The organism is Candidatus Omnitrophota bacterium, assembly GCA_030688425.1.
Taxonomy (GTDB): Bacteria; Omnitrophota; Gorgyraeia; order Zapsychrales; family JANLHA01; genus JAUYIB01.
Window position 1 is genome coordinate 307,440 of sequence record JAUYIB010000012.1, and the last position, 18,068, is coordinate 325,507.

The following is an 18,068-nucleotide window of genomic DNA, read 5'->3' on the forward strand; positions in this document are numbered from 1 at the left end:
TGGGGCAAATGGCCCCGGCGAAGCACCCGCATGAACACCATGCGGTCCAAGAGCGTTCATGTCCCAAACATCAAGAGCAGATTCCATTTCAAGGGAAAAGTTATGATGGGGGGAAAGAACGTTTACGGGAGAGGGGGGATTGGGGTTTCAAGGCTCTCTTAATCGCAGGAAGCAACTCTTCCAGCAATGCCCCCTTTTCGATCATGGCGGCGACCTTGATCCCCTTGACCAGGAATTGATACCGGGAGGCGTCGAACATCGACAGGATAATAAACTGGCAGCCGGGGATTATTTTTCCAATCGCTCTGGCGGTTTCGAGGCCGTTTCCCTGAGGAAGCTGGATACCTATAATCACGACATCCGGCTGAAAGGCCTGGGCCCGGGCAACAGCTTCGCCCCCGCTGACGACGGAAGAAATTTCCCCTTCATGGGCATGGCGGGACAGATAAGCAAGAAGCATCCGGCAAAATTCCGGATTGTCCTCCACAATCAAAATCCTGGCCATGAGTCACCCCGCTGTTCCGGGAACACTTGCGGCCAGACATGACAGCCGCAACAGGAGCACCTATTCTTGCTGTCCATCCCGCAGAAGGCCACGTTCGCTTGCGCCGGTTTCTTGATGGAGATGCTTTTGAAACAGACGCCCGGGCCGGTTATTGGCCTTTGGATGACTTGGCCTTCATGCGCGCTCCCTGCGTTGACGTCAGGACAGCCACCGGCGGCCGCGACCCGCCAACTCCTCCCGAACGATCCGCTCAGCATCATCCCAATCTTCCCGGTGATGTCCGTTTTCTTTACCTCGGCGCAGGTAAAGATCGTACGCGGCCCGCTCGACCATGCGGCGGAATTCGTCTCCTCCGACGGAGGAATGCTGATCTTCTCTTCCCGTCATGGGTTTTAAGAAATGTTTAAGATGCGCCATGATCGTTTTGACCATACAGCCTCCCCTGGTTGCGTTCCAATATGATTGTAATGATCTTTGTCCTTAACAGGAATCCGGTAATATACGTAGAAAATTAAAAAGTTGCACGTATTCCTTAATCAAAGCGGTAAAGAAAATGGGCAAAAAAACGACCCCGCATGCCAAGACAGCAACGGGGCCTCTCAACTCTTCAAGGGAAGGATTTCTCTCTGGCCGGGCCGATGATCCCGAAAAAAAGACACGCATCATGATATCTCTCTGTGCGTTCGTTCAACACGGGCACACCGGGACATTGATCAAGGGCGCTGCAAAAACATGGGCAGAATCTCCAAAAAACCCCGGCGGATCATCATGACGCCGATCGAGGCCAGGAGCAGAGACATGACCTTGGACATGACGCGCGTCCCCACCTCCCCGAGGAAACGGATCAGGTGCTCGGAAAAGATGAACACGACCCCGACCAAGAACAGGTTGATGAGGAGCGCCGCCATGGTCACCATAAGGCCGTAAACATCCTGAAGCATCAAAGAGATGGTCAAGACCGCAGGCCCGACGACAAGAGGGGTCCCGATCGGCACCGCCCCGTAATCCTTGGATATCTTTTTCTGGTTCTTTGCCGGGACAATGAGGTCGATCATGGCCAGGCAGAACAGGATGGCCCCGCCCGCGATCATGAAGTCGCCCATGGTGAGCCCCAACAGGCGGAACACCAGCCGGCCGGTCAGCAAAAAGCCGACAGCCAGCCCCACCGCCGTGAACAAAGACTGGATCGTGACCGCACGCCGCTCGGCGGGGTTGAGCCCTTTGGTCAGAGTGCAAAAAATCGGCAGGGCGCCGATGGGATCAACGGCAAAGAAAATCGGGATGAACGCCAGCAAAAGGTCATGCCCCATGGGAGAGTTCCTTTCTTTTCCTTATTATAGCCGACTCCCGTTTCTCTTCCAGCAAAAGGAGGTGAATTTTCAACGGACCGCGAGGAACATCTCCCTGGAAATCCGGCTTTCCAGCGCATGGTCCACAAGCGGCAGAGGATAGCCGCGCAAACCTGAAGGGCAGGCCTTCCCGAGGCGGTGGATGTCCTGCGGGCGCAGGTCTTTCAACTCAGGGACCCACTGCTTGATGTAGCGGCAGTCCTTGTCGAACCGCTCCTGCTGTAGCCAGGGATTAAAAATCCGGAAATACGGCTGGGCGTCGCATCCGGTCGAAGCCGCCCACTGCCAATTCCCGTTATTCACGAAAGGATCGTAATCCACCAATTTCTGCGCGAAATATTTCTCGCCCCACCGCCAGTCGACGTGCAGGTCCTTGACCAGAAACGAAGCGGTGATCATCCGCACGCGGTTATGCATGAAGCCCGTCGCGTTGAGCTCACGCATCCCGGCGTCCACGACCGGGAAACCGGTCAGCCCGTCGCGCCAGCGCCTGAATTTCTTCTCGTCATTTTCCCAGGGGATCCTGTTATACTTTTCGACAAACGCGCCGGCCAGGACCTGTGGACAATGAAACCCCACATACGTAAAAAAATCCCTCCAGTATAACTGGCGGATCAAGGGATGCCCCTCCCCCAATTCCTCCTGGACCGCGGCATAGACCTCCCGCGCCGAGCAGGTCCCGAATTTCAAGTGGGCGGACAGCCCGGTTGTGCCTTTCACCGACGGGATATCCCTGGCGCGCTCGTAATTCCGGAACTCCTTCAGGGACGCAAGGATCTTCAGCGCGTTCTTCCGTCCGCCCCTCACAGCCAGATCGGAATTGAGACGTCCCAGGACATTCTGCGCCGCCAGGTCCACCTGACCGGGGATGTCACCCTGAAAAAAATTCCCGAGAGTGTTGGCCCGAGGAGGGCGGACCGGCAGGGACGCGCTCTTGCGGAAGAACGGAGTGAATACCGTATAAACGCCGCCGTCGTCCTTGACCACGGCTTCCGGCTCATGCAGGAGGCAATCGTCGGATTCATCAAAGACCACGCCGTTTTTTTCGCAAATGTGCTTTAACGCCAGGTCCCGCTGGATGCTGAAAGGCGTGTAATCCCTGTTGATAAAGACGGCCTGGATACTTTCCCGCGTCAGGATCTTTTCCAACGCCTTGTCCGGCCGGCCGAACAAAAGATAAAATCTCCCGCCTTTTTGCCGGATCTGACCGGCAAGGTCTTCCAGGGATTCCAGCATGAACTGTACACTATTGTCTGAACGGTAAGGGTTGTCGCTGATCTGCCTCGGATCCAGGATAAAACAGGGGATCACGGTCCGGGACGACTCCTGCGCGGACAACAGGGCGGTATTGTCGTCCAGCCGAAGGTCGCGGCGGAAGATGAACAGCGATTTGTCATAAGGGAAGGGCATCGGGGACTCGCTTTTATAGGGTCAATAGCTGTCTTTTGTCAGCCTGACCTTGCCGCGGAAAATCCAGTAGATGCCGATGGTGTACGCGAGGACGAACGGAATGCCGAGGACCGCGATGTTGAGCATATAGTTCAGCGCCCGAATCGAAGACGCCGCGTTGTAGATCGTCAGGCTGTGTTCCGGGCCGGGATCGGACGCTACGATGTTCGGATGGATCCCGATGCCGACGAGCGCGATCAATGCCAGCATGGCGGCGCAGGACGATACGATCGCCATAAAAGCGCGGCCGTGATGAATCTCGCGGGGGATGTTGGCGATGGTCAGCATATTCAACAGGGGGATCGCGAAGAAAACCGGATGGTCCCGGAACTTGTCGACCATATGGGGCATGTAAACAAGGGTCACCATGGTGGTGGCGGCATAACAGATGATAAAAAAGATGATACAGTTGTTGACCCATCCCCTCACCTTGGCGTGGAACTCCCCTTCTGTCTTGAGGACGGCATAGATCGAGCCGTGCATCATGAACAGGGCCACGGTCGTGATCCCCACCAGGACCGCATAGGGATTGAACAGGCCCCAGAACGTTCCGGCGAATTCCTTGTCGGCCCCGAGGGGAACGCCGCGGACAAGATTACCCAGCGCGATCCCCAGCACAAGGCTGGCCAGGATGCTGGAGACGCTGAAACTCACATCCCAGAACTGGCGCCAGGCCGGGGACGGATGCTTGCTGCGGAATTCAATCGCAACCGCGCGGAAGATCAGCGACAACAGAAGCAGCATCACCGCGAAATAAAATCCCGACGCCAGGGTCGCATAAACGTCCGGGAAGGCCGCGAACAGCGCCCCCCCGCCGGTGACAAGCCATACTTCATTGCCGTCCCAGACCGGCCCGATGGAATTGATCATGAGCCGCCGCTCGCTGTCCGTCCTGGTCAACAGATGCAAAGCGCCGATGCCGAGGTCAAATCCGTCCAGCATGGCGTATCCGCTGAACAGCACGCCGATCAGGATGAACCAGATCAAGTTCAAATCCAGGTGAGTGAAATCAAACATCCGTTATTCCTTTTTAAGCCCGGTGCGGCTGCAACTCGTCCGCCTGGTCTGGGCCCTGGCGAATTTTGCTGTCCAGCAGGTAAATAAACAAAACAAACAAAAGGACATAAATGACCGAGAACATGATCAGCGACGTCAGGACCATGCTGGCCGTCACTGTTTTGGACAGCGCCTCCGACGTGCGCAACAGGCCGTAAACGATCCACGGCTGGCGGCCGACCTCAGCCGTGATCCATCCTGTCTGGTTGGCGATCTGCGGGCCGAGGACCGCAAAGACATATATCCAGAGGATCGGCCGCGCGCTGAAAAGTCTTCCCTGCAGCAGCAGGACAAAGCCAAGGACGTTGAGCGCGATCAAGAACATCCCGACCACGATCATCAAATGAAAAGAATAAAAAACGATATTCACCGGCGGGCGGTCTTCTTTCCTGAAGGCCTTCAGCCCCTGGACCGGGGCTTTCGTATCCTCGTGGATCAGAAAGCTCACCATCCCCGGGACCTGGATCCCTCCCGTCATCTGTTCATTCTTCTCATCGGGCCTTCCGAACAGATACAGGGCGGCCGGGGCCGATTCTTCAAAATGCCCTTCCATGGCGGCCAGTTTGGCGGGCTGATACTTCGCCGCCAGCTTGGCGCTCGAATGTCCGCTCGCAAGCTGGGCCAGGGAAGCGAACAGCGCCAAAAACAAAGCGATCTTCATGGAAGCCCTGGCAAACTCTTCGTATTTTCTCTGTAATAAATAGTAAGCTGAAATGCTCAACACCAGCATCGCGCCGGCCTGCCAGCAGCCCAGGACCACATGGGCCAGCCGGTCCATGGAAGACGGGTTGAATACCATGGCCCAAAAATCCGTGATCTCGGCCCGGGCGCTCATGCCCTCACCGACGATATGATAACCGGCCGGGGTCTGCATCCAGGACCCGGCCACCACGATCCAGATCGATGAAAAATGCGCGCCCAGGCAGACCATCACCGTCGAAAAAAAATGCACGGCCGGAGACACCTTGTCCCAGCCGAACAGCAGAACGGCAAGGAACCCGGACTCGAGGAAAAACGCGAAGATCCCCTCCGCGGCCAGGGCGCTGCCGAACACGTCGCCCACGTACCGGGAATAGGTGGCCCAGTTCGTCCCGAACTCAAATTCCATAACGATCCCGGTCGCCACGCCGATGGCAAAGGTGAGACCGAAAATCTTGACCCAGAACCGGGTCATTTGGTGGTAAAGCGGGTTACGGGTCTTGAGGTACATCCCTTCCATGATCACCAGAAGGATGCCAAGCCCGATGCTTAACGGAGGATAGATATAATGAAAAGCGATTGTGAGGGCGAATTGAATTCTGGACAACAGGAGGACATCCATAGGACAGGGCCAGCATGGTTGCCCGGCAACAATTGCCAAGCTGTTAACGTTACCATTTTAATAATATTTACTTATCCTGTCCACTTGTTTTGCGGGAAACTATGCGTCACAGGCGCCCCGGGAGAGCAAAAGCTCGCGGACCTGTCTCACCAATTCATACCCCTCGGCGTTCAAAGCGAAGATCTTCCGGCGGGGAGGGTCTTCCGGCCCCTCGGAGCGGCCGATAAACTGCCCGATATTCTGGTAAATCACGACCGGCGTGCCTGTCATCACAGGAACATCGTTGATGCGGTTCGATAATTCCCAGGCATCGATTTCCGGAGGAAAATTCTTGAGCACGACCACGTGCGGGTTGACCTTCCGGATCTCCTCCCGTAAAGCCTCCCGGGACGTCACCGCCACGGTTTCGCATCCGTCCCACGAAAACAGGTATTTCAGCTCGCGGCAGACTGCGGTATCCGGGTCCAGAAGAAGGATCCTGGGTCTGGGCCTTTGCAACCTTGATCCTTCACGCTCGTTTTGCCCGGGGGCCAGGGGCTTCTTGTCCGTTAAAAAAGGATTATTCATCAATCCCCACCCTTTCTATCAAAGTTTGCGCTCTTAAACTCTGGGCCCCAGAAACGCCACGGATGGCATCCACCAGCACGTCTCTTGAAAACGGTTTTGGGATATAGGCATGCACACCGAATTCGTTTGCGATCTCCTCCGGCGCTCTTTTCCACTTCAGGACATCAGGGATGGTTCCGCGCTCATGGATGGCCGTGGTATTGGGAAGCCAGCGCCACTGGGCCTTGTCCCGAAGATAGACCATCTCCCCCAGCCCGCTCATAAGGATGATCCAGCTTTTGCAGACCAGCCCGGGGCTTTCAGACGCTTAACGACTTCGTCTCCCCTCATCTTGGGCATGACAAAATCCAGGAAAACCAAATCCGGATTCAAGGCCGCGCACATCTCCATTCCCTGCGCGCCGTCATACGCCATGGACACCTCGTAAGGGCCCGTTCCCTCCAGGATGTCCCTGACCAAAGAGCACAGATCCTTTTCATCATCGATCACGACGACGTTCATTTTATTGCCCACGACTTCCCTCTCTCAGTGACCAAAGGCATTTTGGTTCGACGGGTTAACAGGTCTTTTTTTCCATGTGGCCCGTGATGTCCCGGGACACGCCTACGGTCATCTTGACGTTCCCTTCCTCATCAAAAATCGGGGCCTTAACGGTATGAAAAATCCGAACTGTCCCGTCATGGCGGGTGACCGGCTCTTCCGGGATATCCAGGATTTCTCCGGTGGAGAAAACATGGGCGTCATCAAAAAGATACTGCTGTGTATAACTCGGCTCGTTGAAGGCGGCGTCAATCCGTCCCTGCAACTGTTCATTGGTCATGCCGTAATAATCGCAAAAGGCCTTGTTGGCCCAAATGATGACCGACTTCGGCCCCTTGACCAAGACCATGTCCGCGATGGCGTCCAGGGTCTGGCGGTACTGCTGCTCGCCCTCCCGGAGGGCGGTTTGCACCATTTGCAACTCGTCCGAATACCGCTCGAGGTGCACGTTCGTATCCTTGAGGGCGGCGTTGGCCGCTGTCAAAGCCGTGGTCCGCTCAGTCACTTTCTTCTCGATGTCCGCCCGGTAGACGGCGCTCACCCACAGATATCGGAGCAATAAAACATTGGATATCAGCAAAATCGCCAGCATTCCCCACGGCAGCCAGGTGTTGTCAGAATCGTAAAATTGAGGAGTCGGGACACACATAATCTCCCAGTGATGATCCAGGACATCCACCGTGGTAGAAAAAACGATCTTGTCCAGTTTCCTCAGCAGGGGTGCCGGGGCCCATTCCTCACGCCCTTTCTCCGCCGTCCGGGAACGGTGATAAAACAGCAATTTTTTCTCGCGCCCCGGGGTCGCATCATACAACCCGATGTCAATTCCAACCGGGGGGACATACGTCAAGGCCGCATTGAAAATATCGGCTTGCGAAAGGACCCCGACGATCACGCCCTGAAAATGCTCGGGGGACGATGATCCGGCCTTGTTAAAGACCGGGACATAGACGCGAAAAACAGAGTGTCCCCCAAGAATGAAATTCTCACCAATCCCGCTCGCCCCCGTGCGGTGGACCTGCCGTAAAACGCCCTGCTCCTCCGGCACGGCTCCCAGATCCAGGCCAAGACGGCTGGGGTCTCCCCCGGGCTCGATGTAAAACAACGGAAGATATTCCGGCCTCGGCTCTGCCGGCCGGCCATGCGGGTCAAGGACGGGGATGGCCAGGTCCTGAACACCTGTTAGAAACTGTCCCCCCTCAAAAATCTCCCGCTGTCCGGCCAGGACGCGCGGCGCCCATTCCAACGCTCTGATGGTCGGATGATTGCTCAAAACAGTTCTGGAAAACTCCTTAAACTCCTCCCGTTCCACCTGCACGGAACTGTCATACAAGGCTTTCAAAGAATGGATGGCCTCCAGGCTGATTTTAATTTCCCGGCCCATCAGAAGGGCCCTCTGCTGGGCCTCTTTTTCAAACCTGCTCTTGATGGACTGGATTTGCCAATGCTGCAGGAGCATCACAATGAGCAGAGACAGCGGGATGCAAATCAACGTCGTGATTTTGACCGCGCGGAATTGGATGGACGAAGGCCAGTTGATGGCAACAAGGATCCCCCCCGTCAGGGCATACCCCAAAAGGGACAAAAAAGAAACGGCTGGGATCCCGGAGGTTGAAGAAGCCCCGGCAGGATTCAGAAGGGACGCCGTGAGGGAAACCGCGGACAAGGAGAAAATCAAATTTCCCAGAAAGAAAAGGCCCCAACGGATCTTTTCGTCCCGGCGGGCGTTATCCGCAAAAATGAGGGCGAGACCTATCATCAACAAATACAGGGCGGAGGAGGGCGTCGCCGGCCCCATCGGGTCATTTTCCACCAGCAACGGGAAGGGGAATAAAAGCCACCCAAAAATCCGCGATGCGTCAACCAGGTATTCAATGACCCCCAAAATGCCCATAAAAAAGATGATACCGCCGCAGGCCATGGCCACCCCGTATCGGCGGCCGACAACACCCAGCAGGCCGAACCCGGCCAGAAGCAGGGCGATGGAAGTGTTGTATGTCACCGGGGGGGGAGCGGAAGACAACTGTAAAGCTGTGGCATGGCCGGCAGGCCAGGCTAACAGGAGGGCGAGAATCAAAAAAATTAAAAAATCAAAGGCAAAAACTTTGGGCTGTTCCGGATTTCGATTGTCATGCTTCCTCATAACTCATCCACCATCCTGGCATGCTCCGCGCCGATAATTCACCGGATATAATATTAATATTTACCATTTCTCTAAGCAACACGCCTTTATCAGGCATCAAATGGGTATCGAATATACCCGCTTTCCCTAAAAATCCTTCAAGAAAGTCGCCAGATTTATCCCCTTGTGCGCCAGTTCCATCTTTTCCCGAATGTTCTTTCTGTGCTTTTCCACCGTCTGGCACGATATGTTCAGAAGTCTGGCGATCTCCTTGCTTTTCATGCCCCCCTTGATCATATTGCAAATTTCCACTTCCCGGGGGCTCAATTTATAACCGGCCTGGGTCAATACCCTGCCGAAAGATGACACCAAAGACGTCAGCTGGTCTTCCACCAGCTCAATGTATTTGCTATTTTCGGCGCGCATCCGGATCTTTTTGAGATTGGGCAGGACGAGTTCCCGGACATTGATGGCAATGTCTTCCTTGAGTTTGCTTTTTTCAAATTCAATCTGCTGAAGGAGCTGGTTCAAGGCCACATTCTTTTGCTCCAGGGCCTCCTTCTGCTGCCAAAGTTTCTCTTCGGACAGCCGCAAAGACTCCTCCATCCTTTTGCGTTCGGAGATATCGATAAACATGACGAGCTGGATGGGCTCCGCGGGGTCCTCAAAATGAATGATTTCCATGGAGATGATGACCGTCCGGTGTTCGCCGGATTTGCAGCGCATCAACTTCTCGACCGGTGGGACGCTGCCGTGCTCCTTCAGTTGCCGGATGGTCCTCGCGCGGTCCTCCATGTCGGCCCAGAGATAAAGGTCTTTGACCGTGCTCCCGATCATCTCCTCGCGGCTGTAACCGAACAGTTTCGCGCAGCGGTCATTGACGTTCAAAATGACCCCGTCCCTCAACCGCGAGAACCCGATGGCCACCGGGCCCGACTGAAAGACCCGGGCGAATCGGTCTTCGGAACGCTGAAGGGTCTCTTTCATGATCCGGCTGTGCGTGACATCCCGCGTGATCCCGAAAACCATCTCAACCCGGCCTTGCCGGTCCAGCAGGGGGACATAATCTGACAGGAAAGAATATTTCTCGGATTTCAATTGGACATGACACTCACACCTTTGCGGCTTGCGCGTTGTATAAGCTTTTAATAGCGTCGGCAAATATTCTTTCGTGACCTCGGTCTGGAAGATGTCCTCATCCCGTCGCCCGAGCAAATGGCTCAGGGGCAACCCTGTTCTCTTGGCCCCTTCTTTATTGATAAAAAGGCATCTGCGCTCGGCGTCGAGGATGACAAAAGGATATGGAAGGCTGTTTAACACCGCCCGGAAAAGCCGCGCGGAGAGGAGGTTGGACATCCTGCCTTTTTTTTGAGAATCTGCTGCCATGGTTCCCTACCTTTGATCAAAACCGGGGCCGGTCCTGTTGAAAAATCATGCCGCTGGTCAACCCAAGGTGCCGCTGGATATTGTCCGGGGTGAAAATCTGAGGAGAGAATCCTGTAACACCAATCCAATTGTATCCGATGGGCAAAAAAAGTAAATCGGAGGAAACACGGGGGAAAGTAGGTAGGACTACGCATGCCTCAACTAATCCATAAACCATACAAGCACAACATGTTGCACCCATACCGTTGCGATTCTTTTCCTCAACAACATACCCAATAAAAGCGTTAGCGGGATCGGCGGCGGGATTTCGGCAGATCGGCCAGCAGGCCGGAAAGCTTTTGATCATAACGGATGAAACACCGAGTCAAAATTTTATCCAAAGACGCGCGATGCTCCAGGATCAGCTCGAAACACAGGATCACCAGGTCGCCGGTTTCCACAACGGCGTGCTTATCCTTCCGGCGGCAGAGCTCCTCGATCTCCGCCACATGCTTGCGCATGAGATGAAGAAGCCGCTTCTGATGGGAAATTTTCACTTTCTGGTTATAACAGCGGGACAACCGGTGAATCTCTTTGATCCGCGCCTTGGCCTGGGGGAAGATGACGTTTGTAGTCATCGGATTTACCGCCTTTTCACGTCTCTCTTCATTCTTCATCAATCCCCCCCTCTGATATTTTTCCCATAGGATGTCCCTTCCTGGTTTTAAGAAGAAGGTGCTTTGGCAAAAATGCGATATTTGCGATCATGGTGGGAATCACCGCACTGGCAATCACGGCCGCGACAAGAAAGGAGTATTGTTCTCGCGTGACGATACCGTGAGAAAAGCCGTAAAGGGCGGAGATCGTCCCGAATGTCAAGCCGGTGGACATCATCAGCGTGTAAAACCATCGTTCTGAATGTTCCTGGCGAAAACGGCTAATGACCGGATATAACCCAAAAATTTTGGAAACGACCTTGCCTGCCAATAAAATCAAGAAAATAAACGGGCCGGTGACCAGGGCCGGTACCGAAACAAGCGATCCCGCCCGGAGAAAATAAAACGGCGTAAGAAAACCGACGGTGAGGGTCCGAAAACGTTTGACCCAATGCTCCTCCTTGACCGCAAATTCAGCCAAGAGGATCCCGGCGATATAGGCGGGCAAGACAGCCTCACTTCCGGACCAATAGGCCAAAGCTCCCAGGCCGAATAAAACCAACATCACCCACTTGGCCCGGATGGCGGCCGTTCTGTTGCCATAAATTTTCGTCAGCAATGAGGTGAAAAACGGGAACGCGGCTAAAACTGCGCCGCTCACGGCGACAAAAATAACCGTTTTATGCGTAAAGGGAGCAAACAAAAGCCCCAGGACCAAGACGGTCCCCAAATCATTGACAAAACAGGCCCCCAGGATCCCTTTGCCGAACTCTGTTTTATTGAAACCCGTCTCCAGCATAACAGCATACACAACGGCCATTGAGGTTGTTGAAAGCGCCACTCCCGCCAGCCAACTGGCTTGAGGATCCCAATGAAGAACTAAACGCGCCAGCGCCGCGCATCCCAAGAACGGCGCCAAAAATCCGAAAATGCCAACGGTGAGGACCTCTTTCCATTTTGTTCGAATGACCCGCGGATCCAGCTCCGCCCCGGCCAAAAAGGTCAACAAAACAGCTCCCGTTGCCGCCAAAAACCGCAACCATTCGAGATTACTGCCCAAGGCATCTGGTCCCCAAAAATGATCGGCCACCGCAGCGGCGACAACCCCCACACAAATTTCTACAAGGGCAATTGACATTCTCAAATGATAAGCAACAATTGTTGATAAAACGGCGAGACCAAGCCAAAGCGCGGCAATTGTAAACGGACTTTCCATGCATTGTCCTTTCTTGCGGGGGCGCAAAAAAATAAGCCCCTATCGAGTTCTTCCTTGGTAGGGGCCTAACGAATAACCTCTACCACGCAACGCAGTAGAGGTTATTAACTCCAAAATTTCCGGAGTGATTATACGGTGAACCTCATCACCATTTTCATTATATATCAAAACCGAAAAATTCAATCATAGAATTATGAAATTTTTCAACGGCGACGCCTGCCCCTGTCAGGGGATCTCGAAATCTATGAATTTCTTCACGACTCTCTCCGGATACTGCGGAAAGTCCTCCGGCGTCAGCGTGATGATCGCCCGGCACCGCCGGGGCGGCGCCAATCCAGCATCCATAATTTTGTACCGTTTATACGCGGTCTCTCGGGATTTGAGCAGGGCCTTGTCAAAAGAGGGCGAGTCCGGCTTGGACAGGAAACGGTCGCTGTGGAATCCGTCCGGAAAATTCCCGCCGTAAAGGCTTGCGCCGGTTTCCAAATCCACGATCTTTGCGTACCCTCCGGTGTAAATCATCTTTCCGGTGTTTTTCACCTGAAAATAAACCCACCCCTTGTCGAACTTTAAATAGGAGACCTCGAAATCCGAGGATAGCGCCCGGGAAAAATAACGGTTGGAGAACGCGTCCACGACAACCAACGCCGCCACGATCCCCAAAATCCAGAGAGTCTTCTTCATCCCATCCTCCCTTCCGGAATCAGAAACCCGATCCTGGTTTGCGCAAAAACTCGATTTCCTCCGGAGTGGAGATCCGGTTCAGGACAAGGTTCCGGTGCGGAAAACGCCCGAAACGCTCAATGATGTCATGGTGCCTCCGGGCGTAACCGAGAGAATACTCGTAATAAGAAACATTGCCGGGGATTTTCAAACGGGCTTCGTCAACCAGAGATTGGAACCGTTCCAGGGCCAGTTTCTGGACCTGCAGTTCCTCGGAATGCATGAGCGGCATGTAAGCGAACGTCCTTTCGATGAGTTGCAGGCGGATGTCCGCGCCCTCCGGAATGGACCGGAGAGCCAGTTCCAGGGCCAGGGGATCGGTCGCGAACATCTTCGGCGTGTTGCGGAACATATTTCGGGAAAACTGGTCAAACAGGATGATGAGCGCCAGCCGTCCCCGGGGGGTGTCTTCCCATTCACGGTATTCCCGGCGGCTGGCCTTCTCCCAGTCGGCCCCGAAGGTGTCGCGGATCTCCCGGTCGAAATCATCGTTCTTGGCGAACCAGAGGCTGAACGGCGGGACTTTGCGGTCAACGGCCGTCTCATCGCTGAGTCCTCGGAACCAAAACTGCAGAATTTGCTCAATTTTATCCATGCGAAGATCCAGAGGGCTCCAGAAGATAATCGGACTTGATGTTCCTCAGACTGTTGAAAATATTCCAAACCAGTTGGCGGTTGTCCTGCTCCATCCGCCGCAGCATCTGCTTGATGAGCATCCGGTGGGACGTCTCGTCGTTGGCGCATTTGGACTGGCCGCCGATGGCCTCGATCCCCAGTTTCCCGGCCAAGAGGACCATGTTCTCCTCCCGCTCATAAGCCAGCGGACGGATGATCACGACCTTGCCGCCGAAGAGCGCCTGTTTAGGCCGCATGGCGCTGATCTCGCCGCGGTAAAACTGGTTCAAGAGGATCGTCTCCACGATGTCATCAAGATGATGGCCGAATGCGATCTTGTTGAACCCCATGCGGCCGGCAAATTCGAAAAGGGCGCGACGGCGGCTGCGCGACCAGCGGAAACAGTCGATCTCTTCCCATTTCTCGCCTTTCAACGACTCGGCCCGTTCGACATAATAGGGGAAGCCCTCCTGCTCCAGGTACTCGACCAGCTTTTGGGGGTTGAAATCCACGAACTCGAAATCCACATGAACGGCCGCGACCTCGAATTGGATTGGAGCGACTTTTTGCCGGTGACGCAGAACGTGCAACAGAGAGATGCTGTCTTTCCCGCCGGAAACAGCGACGGCGATCCGGTCCCCTTCCTGGATCATGTCATAATCCCCGATCGCCTTCCCGGCCAGGCGGGAGACGTCTATGAGTTCCTGGGGTTCGCTGATTCTGGACATGGTTATGCCTCTTTAAAATCCATCGTGTTCATAACGAAAGCTTATTCCCCGCCGGGGCGTCTTTGTCCAGACCTTTCAACCGGAAAACCTGTGGCGTGACGCCGCTGATCAACCGAACGACGGGCGCACGGACCGGTGTTTTCCCCGGATCCCGGCCCGCGTGACGGCAAAGGTCTCCCCATGTTTTGAGCCGCACGCTCATCGCGTGCATCACCTCGACGGTTTCCCCGTTGGCTTCGCAGAAATAATCGTAAAAAGGCATCCGACCCCCTCCGGCCTTGCAGGTTGAATTGTACTGGAGTTTCGGAATTATTGCAATTGTTGATTGATCTGGTAAAGCAGGCCCGACGCGATCTCGGGCTTGGCGAGGAGAAATTTGCGCGCGGTGATCTGCAGATGGACCCGCCGCGATTCCGCTTTTTGAATTCTCACTTTGACGTCACATCCCTGAAACTTGCCCTGGATGAACCCCGACGCCGGATCCGACCGCTTGATACTCCCGGCGTCGCTGATGGCCTTGAGGCAAACATCGAAAACCGTCTTTAACGAAATCCCTTCATATTCGGCCGTCGCGTTATCCTTGGCCACGATGACCCCCAGGACCCCCGCCGGCAGAAAGCCCACCCCCAGCCACGCGGCCGCGCCGTAGAGGCCGGCGCTCTTGATCGCCGTCGGCCCCATGGCCTGGACAAGGACAAGCGTGATCATCTGCGGCAGTCCTTTAATATTCCTAAACGTCTTGTTCTTCAGAGGAACATCGTAAGCCTTCACGAACGGCGGGTCCCCTTTGCTGTAATCCTTAAAAACCACCTTCTCGACATTCAGTTTAAGAACATCGATCTGCATCTTCATCTTCCAGGGGTCCATCTCTTGCGCAGCCCCTTTCGGGGAGGGGACCGTTTGATCTTTCTTCTCCTCTTTTTTCTTCGCGTCCTGGACGACCTTCAGGGCGTCGACGTTCAGCTGGCCGTCCTTGTTTTTCACAACAATCAATTCTTTCATGTTCATCCGGACCAAAGGCAGATGATTTTCGCCTTTCAGCACCGAAGGAAGGTCAAAATCAACAACGACGTCCGGTATATCCAGAAGGGTCTCCTTCGGAAACCCGGCCGGATTCCCGACCCGAAGGCCGCGGATATGGACCTTTTGAGTCAACGGGTTAGACGAGAAGCCCTCCATGGAGACCGGAGCGCCCAGGGCCCCTGATCCTGCCGTCGTGATCACGGCCTTCATCAACACGTCTTTGATGATCCATGCCGCGGCCATCCCAACGGCAAAGATCAGCAGCCATCGGCTTTTCAGAACTCCCCTCCTCATGATACCATTCCTGTTTCCATAAAAAGGGACAGCCCCGGGAATCCCGGGGACTGTCCCTTTTGCAATGGTTCCGCTCCCGGCAGATCAATTCTTGGAGAGCGTTTCCTTCATGATCGCCACGTCCTTGGCGGAATAATTCTTCACCAGCTTGTTGTCCTTGTCATAGACCGAGATGTCCCCTTCGGGTCCTTTGGCTGAGACATACAGGACCGTTCCGGCCTGGTCCTTGACAGCCACCCGGTGATCGTCAAGCCTCTCCAAAACCAGGGCCTGTTTCTCCTGGCCGTTGGCCTTGGGGAGAACGGTGATCTGATCGGTGGCCTTGTCGTAGGAGATCACAACTTCCTCTCTGCCCTGCGTGACCGTTTTGGCGTCCGCCATGTCCACCGGATTTTCCCCGGTCCAGAATTCGATGGAATTGAAAATGATGGCGTCCGCGAACGTCGCGATGCTGTACACCGGGATCAGCGTGACAACGAGGAAACACAGCTCGTCCATCCACTTGTCAGGCTGCTGAGAACGATGGAAGTTGTAAACCTTGCGGGTCAGGTTGAAAGAACCCGTACAGCCCGTGACCAAAAACGCGGCGATCATGACACCCAGGATTGCTTTTTTCAAGACGTCCTCCTTTGGTTGGTTTGGTTGAACGGATTTCTCGGGAGTGAGAATAATTGGGGAAATATCATCACCATGGTGAGAATGCGAGACATCAGCCTGCTGGGAATCGGTTCCATACAATCGCCTGGGGACGGCTCAAGGGAGTGGGATGCGAGAAAGATACCGCCCGGCACGGAAAGTAGTATATCCCCGATGTTAGAAAAATGTCAAGCGCGGAAAGGGATACTGCTGTCCCGGCAGATCACGGCCGGGATGGCTTTTGGATCAAGAAAACCGCAGGACTTTTTTCAATCGGCGGGGACGCCGTTTTCCATTCCCGGACAGGCATGGTCTTGACATACTGGGCCGGGCCGGTCAGGTCCGCGGCAATGCAGAGAAGCGTCCCGGGAGCGCAGGCGGCCAGGACGTCATCAAAAACATGCTTATTACGGTACGGGGTCTCCATAAAAATCTGCGTTTGCTGCTCGGCCGCTGAACGCTGTTCAAGGGCCCTGATCTTTTTCAAACGCTCTGCCTGTTCCCGGGGAAGATAGCCGTTAAACGCGAAATTCTGCCCGTTGAGCCCGGACGCCATCAGCGCCAGCAGGAACGACGACGCCCCGGCCAGAGGGACAACCTCTCTCCCGCTCTGGTGCGCCAGCCGCACAAGGTCCGATCCCGGGTCCGCCACGCACGGACAGCCGGCCTCGGAAATCAGCCCGGCATCACGACCCTGCAGGCCGTCCATGATCTTCCCCGCATCTGCCGCGGCCGCGTGTTCATCCAGGACAAAAAAAACGCATTCTTGCAGAGGAAACTGCGGGTCCAATTTTTTCAAAAACCGCCGGGCTGAGCGTTCCTCTTCCACAACAAACACGCGAAGCCCCGCGGCGACCTTCGCCACGTGGCCCGGGAGGCTGGCAGGAGACTCCGAATCGCTGATAAAACTGGGGATCAGATAAAGCCGTGGATTCATAAAAAAAGCGGGGTCTCCCCCCGCCATACTACCCTGTACATCAGGATCAATTAAACTGTTACCGTGCCTGCCGGGGCTGACTGCCAAAATTCCGGATGTTTCTCCAGAGCGCTTAACAGCAGTGCCACGACCGAAGAATCCAGTTGTGTCCCGGAAACCTTCTGTAATTCCTCCAGCACGACCTCGCGGGGCAACCGTTCGCGGTAAACCGTTGGGGAATTCATCTCATCAAACGTTTCCACCGCGCCGATGATCCTGGACTCCAGCGGGATGTCCGTGTCTTTCAGCCCGGAGGGATACCCCTTGCCGTCCACTCTTTCATGATGATACAAAATGATTTTTTTCTCCAGATGAAGAAACTTCAACGGCTCCAGGATATCCACGGCCAGTTGGGGGTGCCGCTTGACGATCTCCCATTCCTCGGGTGAAAGTTTCTGCGGTTTCCTTAAAATTTCGTCTTTGATGGCGAGCTTGCCAAGATCGTGCAGAATGCCGGCGCGGTAAATGGACGCCAGCGTGTCCTGAGAAAAATCCATCATCCTGCCGATCTCCACCGCCAGCCTGGCCACCCGTTCCGAATGGCCCCGGACCATCGGGTCCTTGGCTTCAACGATGCGGATCAGGGAAGAGATCGTGTCGATCTCGGCTTTCTGCAGCTTGATCTGCGCCTCGACCAGCTCGGCATTGATCCTCTTAACGCGGTCGCGGTCGCGGATCTCCTGGACCCACAAATACCCGATCAGGATCAGGACAACGCTCAAAATGAACTTTTCAGAAAGGAAATTGGCGCTGGGAAAGAGAAAAAGGGCGAACAACTGGAGAAAGGTCATGAAAAAGATGAACCCCATCACCCAGACCTTGAACTCGGTGCTCAGGTAGGGGCTGTTGAGGACTCCCGCCTCCCTCAGCATCGCCCTCATACCGATGACTTCCGATGATTCCGTCTTTTCGGCCATAAATGTATTT

General features: G+C 54.9%; 21 protein-coding genes and 1 riboswitch. All 21 genes read right to left on the minus strand.

Going from position 1 to position 18,068, the window contains the following annotated elements:
• Nucleotides 1–100 precede the first annotated feature (100 nt).
• The 21 genes from Q8Q08_02475 to Q8Q08_02575 all read right to left on the minus strand — a co-directional run bounded on the left by Q8Q08_02475 (nucleotide 101) and on the right by Q8Q08_02575 (nucleotide 18,058).
• Entirely contained in the window at nucleotides 101–505 is a 405-nt protein-coding gene (locus Q8Q08_02475; protein ID MDP2652877.1) for a response regulator transcription factor, read from the minus strand.
• Nucleotides 506–703: 198 nt separating this feature from the next.
• Entirely contained in the window at nucleotides 704–937 is a 234-nt protein-coding gene (locus Q8Q08_02480) for a DUF2934 domain-containing protein (protein ID MDP2652878.1), read from the minus strand.
• Nucleotides 938–1,218: 281 nt separating this feature from the next.
• Nucleotides 1,219–1,815 carry a MarC family protein gene (locus Q8Q08_02485; protein ID MDP2652879.1) on the minus strand — a complete coding sequence of 199 codons (597 nt, stop codon included), beginning with the start codon at nucleotides 1,813–1,815 and terminating at the stop codon, nucleotides 1,219–1,221.
• Between the two features lie 69 nt (nucleotides 1,816–1,884).
• Nucleotides 1,885–3,264, minus strand: coding sequence for a deoxyribodipyrimidine photo-lyase (locus Q8Q08_02490; GenBank protein ID MDP2652880.1), 1,380 nt, complete (start codon nucleotides 3,262–3,264; stop codon nucleotides 1,885–1,887).
• A gap of 21 nt (nucleotides 3,265–3,285) precedes the next feature.
• Nucleotides 3,286–4,320, minus strand: coding sequence for a cytochrome d ubiquinol oxidase subunit II (gene cydB, locus Q8Q08_02495; GenBank protein MDP2652881.1), 1,035 nt, complete (start codon nucleotides 4,318–4,320; stop codon nucleotides 3,286–3,288).
• 13 nt (nucleotides 4,321–4,333) lie between these two features.
• The gene (locus tag Q8Q08_02500; protein ID MDP2652882.1) at nucleotides 4,334–5,680 is read right to left on the minus strand and encodes a cytochrome ubiquinol oxidase subunit I; all 1,347 of its coding nucleotides are present in this window, start codon (nucleotides 5,678–5,680) and stop codon (nucleotides 4,334–4,336) included.
• A 99-nt stretch (nucleotides 5,681–5,779) separates the two neighbouring features.
• Nucleotides 5,780–6,247, minus strand: coding sequence for a hypothetical protein (locus Q8Q08_02505; protein MDP2652883.1), 468 nt, complete (start codon nucleotides 6,245–6,247; stop codon nucleotides 5,780–5,782).
• Nucleotides 6,240–6,509, minus strand: a complete 270-nt coding sequence (locus tag Q8Q08_02510) for a hypothetical protein (GenBank protein MDP2652884.1) — start codon at nucleotides 6,507–6,509, stop codon at nucleotides 6,240–6,242. The genes Q8Q08_02505 and Q8Q08_02510 overlap by 8 nt, the downstream gene beginning before the upstream one ends.
• The gene (locus tag Q8Q08_02515) at nucleotides 6,506–6,760 is read right to left on the minus strand and encodes a response regulator (protein MDP2652885.1); all 255 of its coding nucleotides are present in this window, start codon (nucleotides 6,758–6,760) and stop codon (nucleotides 6,506–6,508) included. Before Q8Q08_02515 ends, Q8Q08_02510 begins: the two co-directional genes overlap by 4 nt.
• A 43-nt stretch (nucleotides 6,761–6,803) precedes the next feature.
• Entirely contained in the window at nucleotides 6,804–8,930 is a 2,127-nt protein-coding gene (locus tag Q8Q08_02520) for a CHASE domain-containing protein (GenBank protein MDP2652886.1), read from the minus strand.
• 126 nt (nucleotides 8,931–9,056) lie between these two features.
• On the minus strand, nucleotides 9,057–10,295 hold the full coding sequence (locus tag Q8Q08_02525) for a PAS domain S-box protein (protein MDP2652887.1): 1,239 nt from the start codon (nucleotides 10,293–10,295) through the stop codon (nucleotides 9,057–9,059).
• Between the two features lie 284 nt (nucleotides 10,296–10,579).
• Nucleotides 10,580–10,912: a hypothetical protein gene (locus Q8Q08_02530; GenBank protein ID MDP2652888.1), complete on the minus strand. Its 333-nt coding sequence runs from the start codon at nucleotides 10,910–10,912 to the stop codon at nucleotides 10,580–10,582.
• A 28-nt stretch (nucleotides 10,913–10,940) separates the two neighbouring features.
• Nucleotides 10,941–12,146, minus strand: coding sequence for a cation:proton antiporter (locus Q8Q08_02535; GenBank protein MDP2652889.1), 1,206 nt, complete (start codon nucleotides 12,144–12,146; stop codon nucleotides 10,941–10,943).
• 88 nt (nucleotides 12,147–12,234) lie between these two features.
• A riboswitch (Fluoride riboswitch) is annotated at nucleotides 12,235–12,305 on the minus strand.
• 66 nt (nucleotides 12,306–12,371) lie between these two features.
• Nucleotides 12,372–12,830: a hypothetical protein gene (locus Q8Q08_02540; protein MDP2652890.1), complete on the minus strand. Its 459-nt coding sequence runs from the start codon at nucleotides 12,828–12,830 to the stop codon at nucleotides 12,372–12,374.
• 19 nt (nucleotides 12,831–12,849) lie between these two features.
• Nucleotides 12,850–13,464 carry a DUF924 family protein gene (locus Q8Q08_02545; GenBank protein ID MDP2652891.1) on the minus strand — a complete coding sequence of 205 codons (615 nt, stop codon included), beginning with the start codon at nucleotides 13,462–13,464 and terminating at the stop codon, nucleotides 12,850–12,852.
• The gene (locus Q8Q08_02550; protein MDP2652892.1) at nucleotides 13,457–14,212 is read right to left on the minus strand and encodes an ATP-binding protein; all 756 of its coding nucleotides are present in this window, start codon (nucleotides 14,210–14,212) and stop codon (nucleotides 13,457–13,459) included. Before Q8Q08_02550 ends, Q8Q08_02545 begins: the two co-directional genes overlap by 8 nt.
• Before the next feature lie 28 nt (nucleotides 14,213–14,240).
• Complete coding sequence (locus tag Q8Q08_02555) at nucleotides 14,241–14,474, minus strand: hypothetical protein (protein ID MDP2652893.1); 234 nt, start codon at nucleotides 14,472–14,474, stop codon at nucleotides 14,241–14,243.
• A gap of 47 nt (nucleotides 14,475–14,521) precedes the next feature.
• A complete protein-coding gene (locus tag Q8Q08_02560; protein ID MDP2652894.1) occupies nucleotides 14,522–15,529 on the minus strand; it encodes a hypothetical protein in 1,008 nt (335 codons plus the stop codon).
• An 84-nt stretch (nucleotides 15,530–15,613) separates the two neighbouring features.
• Entirely contained in the window at nucleotides 15,614–16,147 is a 534-nt protein-coding gene (locus Q8Q08_02565) for a DUF3332 family protein (GenBank protein MDP2652895.1), read from the minus strand.
• A gap of 241 nt (nucleotides 16,148–16,388) precedes the next feature.
• A complete protein-coding gene (locus Q8Q08_02570; GenBank protein MDP2652896.1) occupies nucleotides 16,389–17,102 on the minus strand; it encodes an SAM-dependent methyltransferase in 714 nt (237 codons plus the stop codon).
• Between the two features lie 50 nt (nucleotides 17,103–17,152).
• A complete protein-coding gene (locus Q8Q08_02575) occupies nucleotides 17,153–18,058 on the minus strand; it encodes an HD-GYP domain-containing protein (GenBank protein MDP2652897.1) in 906 nt (301 codons plus the stop codon).
• Between the last annotated feature and the right edge of the window lie 10 nt (nucleotides 18,059–18,068).